This is a genomic window from Niveispirillum sp. (assembly GCF_052437035.1).
Lineage (GTDB): Bacteria > Pseudomonadota > Alphaproteobacteria > Azospirillales > Azospirillaceae > Niveispirillum.
The window spans coordinates 500,785-512,429 of sequence record NZ_JBQVOH010000001.1 but is presented as its reverse complement, the minus strand read 5'-3'; the positions used below and the strand labels follow the sequence as shown (position 1 = coordinate 512,429).

Genomic DNA, 11,645 nt, shown 5'->3' with positions numbered 1-11,645 from the left:
TCAGCTCAAATAGGCGCGGTGCAGCCTTTGCAGCAGCCAGGCCATCAACGGGAACAATGCCACGCCCATAAGGGCCTGCACCAGCACGGGCCGCGCATCCAGAAGGCTGGCCGTCATCAGGGCGAACACCGACCATTGTACCGCCGCCGCCCCTGTGGCCACCAATGCAAAACCGATCCACAGCATCACGAAGGATCGGCCCAGGAAGAAGCGGCGCTGGGTGATCAGCAGCCAGTAGGCCATGATCAGCACCATGGAGGTCGATCCGATGGGCGTGCCGCCGATCAGGTCCTGCAACAGGCCGATGGCGAACACCACCAGCGGGCGCAGCAGGTCGGGCCGGTGGATGACCCAGTAGAACAGGCACATCAGCATGAAGGGCACCGTCACCATGGCATAGCCGGGCAACGGTAAGGGCACCATCCCGACCAGCATGGCCAGGACAGTGACGGTGAATGGCACAAGGTTGCGTGCCGTCTGATCGAGCTGGTTAAACAATCCGCCGGCCAAGGCCGTGCCCCTTACTTCATCGCGCCGGGCTGCGTCGCTTCGGCGGCCACGCCGCCAACGGTGCCGAAATCGACCACCTGCACATGCTCCAGACGCGACAGGTCGGCCATGGGCACGACCCGGGGCTTGCCACCGACCCCGATTTCAACAATACCGACAGGCAGGCCCGGCGGGAACAGGCCGCCATGGCCCGAGGTAAACACCCGCTCACCCGGCGTAACCTCGCTGTTGGGCGGCAGGTACGTCAACAGCGGATGGTCGGAATTGTCACCGGCCAGCATGGCACGCTGCCGGCTGCTTTCCAGAACGACGGGGATACGGGCGTTAAGATCGGTGATCAGCAGTACGCGCGATGACCAGTCGCCGACCTGCACGATACGGCCAACCAGCCCCTGCCCAGACATCACGGCCTGACCGCGCGCCACGCCATCGCGTTCACCGATGGTGACAACGACCGTCCGAACAAAGGCGCCGCCGGGATCACCAACGACACGGCCCGTGACCACACGCGCCGCCGGGTCCGGCTTGAAGGACAGGAGCGAGCGCAGGGAGCGGTTTTCAGCATCCAGACGCAGGGCCGCCTGTTCCCACTGCCGCAAGCGGGAATTCTCTTCGCGCAGGCGGGCATTCTCGTCATGCAGATCAACCAGCTGACGGAAATATTCCAGCCCGTCGGCCACGCTGGCGGCCGGACGCGACATGACGTTCAGAACCGGGGAAACGGCATCGGTTACGCGGGTACGCGCCTGTTCCACAGCACCGCCATTTACATGCCCTATCATCATCAGGGCGGCGGCACCCAGGATCAGCAGCGGAAAATAGAATCGCTGCACCATCCCCCAAAGAGGGGCCGCGATGCGCACGACGGATCCGCTATTGCGTGTCTTCACCGGGGGGTGGTGTCCCGTGATCGGGTAAGCCACCGAAATCGGTGGCTTACAGTGCCTTGTGAAAGTAACGCTTCAACGCGACGGTGTAAATATCGGATCGCTATAGCGAACCGATCAATACATGCGAATCAGCACGTTGCGCAGGCTTTCCTCTTCCAGCGCGCGACCGGAGCCCAGTGCCACGCAGGACAGCGGATCATCGGCAATGGAAACCGGCAGACCGGTGGCATGGCGCAGGACATAATCCAGGTTGGCCAGCAGCGCGCCGCCGCCCGTCAGGACGATACCCTTATCCACGATATCGGCGGCCAGTTCGGGGGCCGTATGTTCCAGGGCGACCTTCACGGCTTCAATGATCTGGCTGACCGGTTCGGCCAAGCTTTCGGCAATCTGCCGCTCGCTCATCACCAGTTCCTTGGGCACGCCGTTCATCAGGTCGCGGCCCTTGATCTCCATGACCCGGCCTTCACCATCTTCCGGCGGGCAGGCGGAACCGATTTCCTTCTTGATACGCTCGGCAGAGCCCTCACCCACCAGCAGGTTATGGTGACGGCGGATATAGCCGATGATGGCCTCATCCATCTTGTCACCGCCCACGCGGGCGGAACGGGCATGGACGGTACCGTTCAGCGACAGGACGGCCACTTCCGTCGTACCGCCGCCGATATCGACAACCATGCTGCCCGTCGGCTCCGTCACCGGCAGGCCGGCGCCGATGGCGGCAGCCATCGGTTCCTCAATCAAGGAAACCCGGCGCGCACCCGCGGCCTCGGCACTTTCCTGGATCGCGCGGCGTTCGACGGCGGTGGAACCCGACGGAACGCAGATCACGATTTCCGGGCTGGCAAAGCTGCGGCGGTTATGAACCTTGCGGATGAAATGCTTGATCATCTCCTCCGCCACTTCGAAGTCGGCGATGACGCCGTCGCGAAGCGGGCGGATGGCCTGGATGTTGCCGGGCGTACGGCCCAGCATCAGCTTGGCCTCGTCACCCACGGCCAAGACCTGCTTCTTGCCGCGCAGGTCGCGGATGGCGACCACCGACGGTTCATTGAGGACGATGCCGCGACCCTTCACGTAGACGAGCGTGTTCGCCGTACCAAGGTCGATCGCCATGTCGGCGGAGAACATACCGAGCAGGTTTGAAAACATGGGTGAAGCGTATCTCTGATGTCCGGATTCTGCCGCCTTGGTGCGACCGGGCCCCGGATATGCCGGGTCGCGCTTGTTGCATAGACCATTTGGGGCGGCGCCCTCAAGCCTTGAAAGCCCTGGAAACGGAATTTCCACGCCCCGGTCCCTTCGCAGTGCCACATGGAGGGTACGCAGGCACCCCATCACCCCCTTTCGGACTGCCGACCCTCAAACTTCATGGCGAAAACAAGGCAAAAACCCCCGCCGGAAGGGCCTCCGGCGGGGGTTTGACTCAAGTCGCGGAATCGGAGTCGCGTGAACGACTTTACTGTCGCTTATGCAGACATTGCCACCGGTGCGGTCTTCAGCCGCTTGGTGATCAGCTTGTTCAGCGCATGCACATAGGCGCGCGCACTGGCGACCAGCGTATCGGCATCCGCACCCTGACCATTCACGGTCTTGCCTTCCTCTTCCAGTCGCACCGTCACCTCGGCCTGGGCGTCGGTACCCTGGGTCACGGCATGCACCTGATAGAGCTGGAGCTTCGCTTCATGCGGGAAGGCCAGCTTGAGAGCATTGAAGACGGCATCGACGGGACCATTGCCGAAGGCGACCACGGGCGGGATGGACTTGCCGTCAATCTCCAGTTCCAGCACCGCATGCTGCGGCCCGCGCGAACCGGCCACGACATGCAGGGCATGGAAACGCACGCGATCATGCTGACGACCGACCTCATCATCCATGATGGCGATGATGTCTTCGTCGTAGATATCCTTCTTGCGGTCGGCCAGATCCTTGAACCGACCGAACGCGTCATTCACCGCATTCTCACCCAGATCGTCATAGCCCAATTCCTTCAGCTTGGCGCGGAAGGCGGCACGGCCCGAATGCTTGCCCATGACCAGCGACGACCGGTTCAGACCCACCGATTCCGGGGTCATGATCTCATAGGTCTCGGCGTGCTTCAGCATGCCGTCCTGATGGATGCCGCTTTCATGGGCAAACGCATTGGCGCCCACGATGGCCTTGTTGGGCTGCACCTGGAAACCGGTGATGGTGGAAACCAGACGGGAAATGCGGGTGATATGCTCGGTCTTGATGCCCGTGGTGCAACCGATCAGGTCATGGCGCGTCCGCAGCGCCATCACGATCTCTTCCAGCGACGCATTACCCGCGCGCTCGCCCAGGCCATTGATGGTGCATTCCACCTGACGCACGCCGGCACCGATGCCGGCCAGGGAGTTGGCGACAGCCAGGCCCAGATCATTATGACAATGGACAGAGAAGATGGCCTTGTCGGAATTGGGGACGCGGGTCATCACGTCCTTGAACATGGCGGCATATTCTTCGGGCAGGGCATAGCCGACCGTGTCGGGGATATTGATGGTGGTGGCACCGGCCTTGATGGCCGCCTCCACCGTGCGGCACAAGAAATCGCGGTCAGAGCGGGAGCCATCCTGTGCCGACCATTCCACATCGTCGGTCAGGTTGCGGGCATAGCCGACATAATCGATGGTGCGCTGCAACACCTCCTCTTCCGTCATCTTCAACATGTAGTTCATGTGGACGGGGCTGGTGGAGATGAAGGTGTGGATGCGCTTGCGCTGCGCCAGCTGCAACGCCTCTGCGGCGCGGTCGATATCGGCGCGGGCCGTGCGGGCCAGCGCTGCGATGGTGGCATTCTTGACGGTGCGGGCCACTTCGCGCACGGCCTCAAAGTCACCGTTCGACGCGATGGGGAAACCGGCCTCGATCACGTCGACGCCCATTTCCTCCAACACCGTGGCGATGCGCAGCTTTTCATCCAGGTTCATGGAACAGCCGGGCGCCTGCTCGCCATCGCGCAGGGTGGTGTCGAAAATGATGACGCGGTTGCTGTCGCGGGTGATGCTCATGTCCTGGTCCCTTGCGGCACGTCGGGTACGGTCCTGTCAGGGGCACCGCACCGAAATCGATAAAAGGAATATGTGGTTTCGGCAGCACCGATCCGGCGCCTCTTCCCCTGATCGCGGGCCGCGCCGCAGCGAGGGCGGCACGACATCGGGCGCTCAGGGGGTGATTAGTCGTAGGGTGGCGGCCAGGACAAGGCGGCCGCGACGAATGGAAGATGCAGACAGGCCAACGGCGCGGGCGGTGAGGCCCGTGCTGTTTTGCTGTTCCGTCATCTGGTCTGCCGCCATCACGGGGGGACCGTCCATCCGTAAAAGGTTTCAAGCGACGGCGAACCCACTGGGAACACCGACAGCTCTTTTCATGTTTCGGTTTTAAGGCGAAATCACCGACGCGGCAAGAACCTTCATAGGGAAAGAAATGCAAAGGCTCCATGCGGGACTGGCTTGGGTGCGGCGCAATATGGCATGTGCCCTCCTCCCCTCGACATTGACAGAACACACCCCATTGTCTAGCGATGGGACGGGTTCCGCTCCCAAGCAGAAGGCCAGGTAGATGAATTTCCTCAGCGCGATCGGTCGTGCCACCTTGACCTTTCTGGAGGCGACGGGGCGGCTGGCCCTGTTCACCCTCACGGCCCTGGCCCATTGCCTGCGCCCGCCCTTCTATTTCCGGCATATTGGCCGGCAGATGGTGGAGATCGGCTATTACAGCCTGCCCGTCGTCGGCCTGACCGCCGTGTTCACGGGCATGGTGCTGGCGCTGCAAAGCTATTCCGGCTTCTCCCGCTTCTCCGCCGAAAGCGCCATCGCCACCGTCGTGGTCTTGTCGATCACGCGCGAACTGGGGCCGGTTCTGGCCGGGCTGATGGTGGCGGGGCGCATCGGGGCCGCCATGGCCGCGGAACTGGGCACCATGCGGGTGACGGAACAGGTGGACGCGCTGACCACGCTCTCCACCAATCCTTATAAATATCTGGTGGTGCCGCGCCTGATCGCCGGCACCACCATGCTGCCCATCCTGGTGATGGTGGCCGATATCATCGGCGTGTTCGGCGGCTATCTGGTGGCCGTCTACCGGCTGGGTTTCAATGCTTCCAGCTATATCAACAATACCTGGCAGTATCTGGAATTCATGGATGTGGTATCCGGCCTGGTGAAGGCTGCGGCGTTCGGCTTCGTCATCTCGCTGATGGGCTGTTACCACGGCTATAATTCGCGCGGCGGCGCGCAGGGCGTGGGGGCCGCCACCACCAATGCCGTGGTGTCCGCCTCCATCCTTATCCTGGTCATGAACTACCTGCTGACGGGGATCTTCTTCTCATGACGATGGCACCCTTGGAACTGACTCAGGATATGGATGTGCCGAAGATCTCGCTAAAAGGCGTGAAAAAGGCGTTCGGGCCCAAGGTGGTGCTGGACGGCGTCGACCTGGATATCCAGCGCGGCGAAAGCGTGGTGATCATCGGCGGCTCGGGCACCGGCAAGTCCGTGCTGCTGAAAAGCATCCTGGGCATCCTGCAGCCCGATGCCGGCAGCATCCGTATCGATGGGGAGGATACGACCCATATCACGGGCCGCGACCGTGAACGCGCCATGGCCAAGTTCGGCATGCTGTTCCAGGGGGCCGCCCTGTTCGACAGCTTACCTGTCTGGGAAAACGTGGCGTTCGGCCTGATGCAGGGGCAGCGCGTGGGCCGGAAAGAGGCACGGGAGCGTGCCGTCGCCACCCTGGGTGCCGTCGGCCTGGGCCCTGATGTCGCCAACCTGTCACCCTCGGAACTGTCGGGCGGCATGCAGAAGCGCGTGGGCCTGGCCCGCGCCATCTGCACCAACCCGGAGATCATCTTCTTTGACGAGCCGACCACGGGCCTGGACCCGATCATGGCCGATGTCATCAATGACCTGATCGTGAAATGCGTGAAGGATCTGGGCGCCACCGCACTTTCCATCACCCATGACATGGCCAGCGCCCGCAAGATCGCCGACCGTATCGCCATGCTCTACAAGGGCAAGCTGATCTGGGTGGGCCCGGTGTCGGAGATCGACAATAGCGGCAACGCTTACGTCGATCAGTTCATCCATGGCCGCGCCGAAGGCCCGATCCAGATGCAGATTCGGGCGTTTTAAGCGTTCCCTCAGGCGTCGGGCGCCCGCATTTGCGGGCTTGGGCTTACGCCACGTGGCGCGGGCCGGCCGGCGCCGGCCTCCAAAGGCATGAGTGGAACCTCGTGCCTTTGGTAAAATGTTTTGCCTCACTTCTTCGGAACGTTGCCCCGCAGCGGGATGAACGGCATGCCAGCCACATCCATGGCGGCATCCACCATGTCATCGTCCTTACGATCGAACAGTTGGAGCAGCAGGTTATCCATGGCCCGCTCTTCCGACTGCCCACATTCCGCATAAATGCGGCCCAGGGCTTCGGTCTGGAACGCGTCGCGCCCCTCCGCACCCCCGCGATAGCCGAGCGTCTTGGCCACCCGCATGGCAACCTGGAAGGGCGCGAACAGGTGCTTGGGCACATGGGCATGGTCGAGCAGGGCCTTCATGCCATCCCATTTGCCGTCCAGCAGCAGTGCCATGGCATTGGCCTTGCGCACGCGCGACTTCGTGGAAATCCCTGCCGCGAAGAAATCGAAATCCCCGGCGCAGAGCGTGCGCAACAGCAGGGGGACGCTAAGGCGGCCCTGCTCATGCAGATGCACGGCCAGCGCATCGCCATCCATGCCGGGCTTGGAAACAGGCCGCAGCAGGGCCAGGGTCGCTGAATCCCTTCCATGCGCCGCCAGTTCGGCGGCAATCACGGGCGACAGACGGTACCGTTCCACCAGATGGGCCCGCACCTTGTCCGACACATGCGCCACCAGCCGCTCCACCACACTGGCCGGCAGCGTCGCGCGCCCGGCCAGCGGTTCGGCCACCAGTGGCACATGGGCATAGCGGTCGGCCAGGGAAAGCAGCGAGGCATCGGACAACGCCGCCCCCTCATTCCCGGCCAAGGTCGCAACCACGGCCAGATTACCAACCGCCGCCAGGGCACCCGACACCGCCTCTGACAAGGTCTGACGGGCGGCGATGGCCATCTGCTTATCGGCCCGCCCCTGCCCGATCACTTCCAGCAGCAACGCATCGCCCACCGCCTCCCCATGCCGCAGCAGGGGAAAGGCAACGGAGGTAACGTCCAATGCCAGGTCGCGGGCCAAACCGTCGGACAGGAATGGGCTGTTATAGATCTGCCAGGCCACCGCCTCGCGCACCTGCTGTACCGCGTCATGGGCCAGACGGTGCAGGAGATCCTGCACCAGCGCCTGACCGGACTCGGCCAGAACCGCCTGCTCCGCCGTGCGCAGCAGTTTGGACAGCATCTGGATACGGGCCTCGGGGGAACGGTCCTGCGCCAGTTGATCGACATCAGCAGGGGTCAGGGCCGTCGGCTTGTCGTGTTTCATCCTAGACCTCCCCACCGGCCAGCACCGGCCCGGCATCGATCGCATCAGCACGGATGACATCCGCCCAGGATTGCTCCAGCCGATTAAGAAGGCGGTAGGCAGCCAGCAGGTCGGCCTCCCCCTCACCATCGCGGGCCAGGGCCAGGACATGGCCCATCTCGACCCGCCGCAATTCACGGCACAGCGCCATACCGGCTTCGGTCAGGCACAGCCGCGCCGATCTGCGGTCATCCTGCGGCCCCGGCCCCTGCACCAGACCGGCCTGCACCAGCGCGCGCAGATTGCCGGCCGCAGCCGCGCCCAGATAATGGCCCCGTTCGATCAGCTCCTGCACAGTTGGGCTGCTATCGCCGATGGTCAGCAGCATCAGCCCCTGCACAGGCGTGACATGGGCGCTCTGAAGCCGCTCCAGCTCAATCCGGACCACGTCCAGAAACCGGCGGTGCAGCCGTTCCAGCAGGCGGGGAAGATCATGGATACCCGCAAACGAGGCCGGCGTCAGGCGGCCCGTCCGTTCCACATCCACACCATCGCCCAATCGCCCCTCCCCGTCCATGAAGCCGGCATCGGCGGCCAGAGTAGCATCCAGGCTTCGGGGGCCGCAAAAACAAAGGCCGGTCCCCGCGAGAGGCGGAGCCGGCCTTACCCATGTCCAATCGCAGCAGCGATGGATCAGCGCGGGGCGTTCTCACCCGGCTTGTTCTCGGTCAGCTTGGGATCGGCCGCTGCCTCTTCCTCGCCTTCCTTCAGGCCCTTCTTGAAGGCCTTCACGCCCTTTGCCATGTCACCCATGACGTTCGGAAGCTTGCCCGCGCCGAAAACCAGCAGCACGACGACAAGAACGATGATCCAGTGCCAGAGGCTCATGGCGCCCATGGAAATTCTCCAGTTTGACGGCCCGCTTCAACGCGACGCCTTACAGATAGGAAATCCGCAGCCGGTTTGAAAGATATATCCGCGACAGATTGTGGATCAGGCCTGTCCACGCATCTCAAAACGAACTTCCAGCCTCTGGCGCTCACGCTCACGGCGCATGGCTTCGGCAGGATGCGGGGGGCGGCCTTCATCGGGATGATAGCGCAGACCAGCGGCATAACGCAGCGCCGACTGTTCGAACAGGCCCGGCGGCACGGCCTCCACGACCCGCACATCCTGTGGCGCGCCATCATTGCCGATCCGAAACTCGACAATGACACGGCCTTCGCGCCGAAGACGCAGGGCGCGTTCGGGATATTGCAGCCGGGGGCGGAAAGTGGGTTCCATATCCGACATGGTGCGTCCAGGGATTCCCGGCGGCAATGTCACCGGGGGACGTGGAAAACGGCGTGTCTTCCGCGCGGATGACAGGGAGACATGCGAAAAGGGCGGTCGGTAGCCGACCGCCCCCTCGGGCTTACTTCGCCTTGGCGGCGTTCAGCAGGTACAGACGGGCCATATCGGCCGGACCGTCCGTGGCCTTGATGGCCTTGGCGGTGGCTTCGGCCTTGGCCTTCTGGCCGGCGTCAAGATAGTAGGTCACCAAACGCAAACGGGCATCGTCGGGGTTCTTCAGATTGCCCTTGGCGATGGCGGCTTCAGCCAGGGTGATGGCCTTGTCGAACTGACCATAGCCGGCATAGGCCTCGGCAACGCGCAGGATCGGACCGGCATTGGCACCGGCCAGGGCTTCAGTCTCGGTCTGGGCCAGGGCCTTCTTGTCGTCGGCGACCTGCTTGGCTGCCACGTCCTTCAAACGCTTCTGGCGTTCTGCTTCCGGACCCGTACCCAGCAGACCGGCGGCATAGCCCTTGTCGATGATGGCCTGGGCTTCACCGGGGTTGCCAGCCTGCAAAGACAGCTGCGCCATTTCCATGACATCGCCGGCAGTGTCCAGCAGACCGATCTTGTTCATCAGGCGATAGCTGTCCAGCGCCAGACGGTCACGGGCGAAGCCCGGCTTGCGCTGCGTACGCAGCAGCAGGTCCAGCCAGTAGTCGCGCTTGGGATAATAGCGCACCAGCTTTTCCAGCGCGCCCATGTAGCCGGCTTCGTTCTTGCTCTCATTGTTGGCGGCGGCCAGCAGCTGCAGGTCCTTCTCATCCGGCGTAGCACCGGACTTCTCAACCGCCGAAATCTTGGCGCTGACTTCCTTGATGGCGTTCGGATAATCCTTGCCAAGATAGTAGGACTGCAAAAGCAGGGTGCGCATGTTGGCGTCGTTGCCGCCACCCGTGAAATACTTCTGGGTCCAGGTGATCGCCTTGGTGTAGTTGCGCTGCTGATAATAAGCCTGCGCCAGCGCCTGCGTGAAGGTCAGCTGCTGGGCGGCGGGGAAGCGGCCCGTGGCGAACACGGCTTCGAACGACTTCTCGGCAACGTCCAGTTCGCCGGCCTGATAGGCGGCGATGGCGCGCATCTGCTCGACCATGAAGTCTTCGAACGGGGTCTTGTCGGCGACCGCGTCGGCTTCTTTGATCTTGGCCAGGGCGTCCTTGAACTTCTTGCCCTTCATCAGCTCCTGAGCGGCCGTCAGCGGCTCGCCCACTTCCTTGCGGACCGTATCACCGGCCGGGGCCTTCTCCTTCTTCTCACCGCCAGCCTTCTGCGCAAAGGCCTCGGACGGTGCCATCACGGCGGCGAAGGAGCCAAAGGCCAGGGCCGAACCCAGCAGGGCGGCGGTAAAAAGACGAGTGCGGATCATTGTCTCTATCTCGGTATCGGTCGCACAGGATCGCGTGTCTCTTCGCGATGGGTCCCGTCCGACGGGTTGTCTTACGGCCAGCCATCTGGCCGCATGTCCATGCAATCAGGTCAAGTAGGCAGGTTTAAGGCGGACCTGTGAAGGTCCGCCTTTCCCCTATCATCTGGTACCGATCAGTCCATGAACTGTTCGTTACCGACCATGCCGATCTTGTTCAGGCCAAGCCGCTGAGCGGACGCCAGAACAGCCGCCACGTACTTGTACTTCACCAGCTTGTTCGGACGCAGATGCACTTCCGGCTGCGGCTGCTGCGCGGCCTTGAGCGTCATCTGCTGCTCCATTTCCTCACGGCTGTTCAGAACGGTGCCGTTCCAGATCACGGTACCATCGAAGTCGACTTCGATGGTGATGACCTCAGGTTCGACCACATTCGTCTGCGGCGGGGGCGGACCCGCCGGCATATCCAGCTTCACCGCGTGGGTCTGCACCGGAATGGTGATGATGAGCATCACCAGCAACACCAGCATCACGTCGATCAACGGCGTGGTGTTCATTTCCGGAGAGACGGACCCGTCCTCGGCGCCTGGTCCAACACTCATGCCCATGGGGGCCTCCTATCCTTCATTCCCGACGGGGGGAAGGCTGAGCGTCAACGCTTGACGTTCAGCGCCCCGGCAGGAGGCTCGGTGATAAAGCCGATCTTGAGGATGCCAGCCCGCTGGCAGGTCACGACGACCTTGCCAACGAACTCGTACCGCCCTTCCTTGTCACCACGAATGTGGATCTCAGGCTGCGGAACCAGCACCGCCACTTCCTTCATCCGCTCGAACAGCGCGTTGTAATCCGGCAACTGGGCGGCATTCCAATAAATGTTGCCGTCCGGATCGACACCGATCGTCACGTTTTCCGGCTTCGTCACAGTCACCACGTTCGACTCCTCGGGGAGCTTCACGGGGATGGTCTGGATGGCAGCAGGAATGGTCAGCAGGAAGATGATCAGCAGAACGAGCATCACGTCCACCAGCGGCGTCGTATTGATTTCCGACACCACTGAGTCTTCGCCACTATTGGCGGGGCCGACGCTCATCCCCAT

At 62.9% G+C, this 11,645-nt stretch carries 13 protein-coding genes; 2 read left to right on the top strand and 11 right to left on the bottom strand.

What is annotated here, in order from left to right:
* The 4 genes from mreD to ACT6Q8_RS02455 all read right to left on the bottom strand — a co-directional run bounded on the left by mreD (position 1) and on the right by ACT6Q8_RS02455 (position 4,429).
* Positions 1-510: a rod shape-determining protein MreD gene (gene mreD / locus ACT6Q8_RS02470; RefSeq protein ID WP_054167057.1), complete on the bottom strand. Its 510-nt coding sequence runs from the start codon at positions 508-510 to the stop codon at positions 1-3.
* Positions 511-521: 11 nt separating this feature from the next.
* Positions 522-1,400: a rod shape-determining protein MreC gene (mreC, locus tag ACT6Q8_RS02465; protein WP_054167056.1), complete on the bottom strand. Its 879-nt coding sequence runs from the start codon at positions 1,398-1,400 to the stop codon at positions 522-524.
* A 114-nt stretch (positions 1,401-1,514) separates the two neighbouring features.
* Positions 1,515-2,552 carry a rod shape-determining protein gene (locus ACT6Q8_RS02460; protein WP_054167055.1) on the bottom strand — a complete coding sequence of 346 codons (1,038 nt, stop codon included), beginning with the start codon at positions 2,550-2,552 and terminating at the stop codon, positions 1,515-1,517.
* Positions 2,553-2,869: 317 nt separating this feature from the next.
* Entirely contained in the window at positions 2,870-4,429 is a 1,560-nt protein-coding gene (locus tag ACT6Q8_RS02455; protein ID WP_054167054.1) for a 2-isopropylmalate synthase, read from the bottom strand.
* Between the two features lie 550 nt (positions 4,430-4,979).
* On the opposite strand from ACT6Q8_RS02455, the gene ACT6Q8_RS02450 reads away from it, so the two are divergent.
* Together ACT6Q8_RS02450 and ACT6Q8_RS02445 are read left to right on the top strand one after the other, a co-directional pair.
* Positions 4,980-5,750, top strand: coding sequence for an MlaE family ABC transporter permease (locus ACT6Q8_RS02450; protein ID WP_054167053.1), 771 nt, complete (start codon positions 4,980-4,982; stop codon positions 5,748-5,750).
* Complete coding sequence (locus ACT6Q8_RS02445) at positions 5,747-6,553, top strand: ABC transporter ATP-binding protein (RefSeq protein ID WP_444732526.1); 807 nt, start codon at positions 5,747-5,749, stop codon at positions 6,551-6,553. Before ACT6Q8_RS02450 ends, ACT6Q8_RS02445 begins: the two co-directional genes overlap by 4 nt.
* A 125-nt stretch (positions 6,554-6,678) precedes the next feature.
* Here ACT6Q8_RS02445 and ACT6Q8_RS02440 read toward each other — a convergent pair whose 3' ends face one another.
* The 7 genes from ACT6Q8_RS02440 to ACT6Q8_RS02410 all read right to left on the bottom strand — a co-directional run bounded on the left by ACT6Q8_RS02440 (position 6,679) and on the right by ACT6Q8_RS02410 (position 11,645).
* Entirely contained in the window at positions 6,679-7,872 is a 1,194-nt protein-coding gene (locus tag ACT6Q8_RS02440) for a DUF2336 domain-containing protein (protein WP_444732525.1), read from the bottom strand.
* A 1-nt stretch (position 7,873) separates the two neighbouring features.
* Positions 7,874-8,410, bottom strand: a complete 537-nt coding sequence (locus tag ACT6Q8_RS02435) for a MarR family winged helix-turn-helix transcriptional regulator (protein ID WP_444732524.1) — start codon at positions 8,408-8,410, stop codon at positions 7,874-7,876.
* 134 nt (positions 8,411-8,544) lie between these two features.
* Positions 8,545-8,748, bottom strand: a complete 204-nt coding sequence (locus ACT6Q8_RS02430; RefSeq protein ID WP_054167050.1) for a twin-arginine translocase TatA/TatE family subunit — start codon at positions 8,746-8,748, stop codon at positions 8,545-8,547.
* A gap of 96 nt (positions 8,749-8,844) precedes the next feature.
* On the bottom strand, positions 8,845-9,144 hold the full coding sequence (locus ACT6Q8_RS02425) for an energy transducer TonB (protein ID WP_054167049.1): 300 nt from the start codon (positions 9,142-9,144) through the stop codon (positions 8,845-8,847).
* Positions 9,145-9,265: 121 nt separating this feature from the next.
* Positions 9,266-10,552 (bottom strand): tetratricopeptide repeat protein, encoded by a 1,287-nt coding sequence (locus ACT6Q8_RS02420; protein ID WP_054167048.1) that lies wholly within the window; start codon positions 10,550-10,552, stop codon positions 9,266-9,268.
* Between the two features lie 173 nt (positions 10,553-10,725).
* Positions 10,726-11,157 carry an ExbD/TolR family protein gene (locus ACT6Q8_RS02415; protein WP_082372128.1) on the bottom strand — a complete coding sequence of 144 codons (432 nt, stop codon included), beginning with the start codon at positions 11,155-11,157 and terminating at the stop codon, positions 10,726-10,728.
* Positions 11,158-11,201: 44 nt separating this feature from the next.
* On the bottom strand, positions 11,202-11,645 hold the full coding sequence (locus ACT6Q8_RS02410; RefSeq protein ID WP_054167047.1) for an ExbD/TolR family protein: 444 nt from the start codon (positions 11,643-11,645) through the stop codon (positions 11,202-11,204).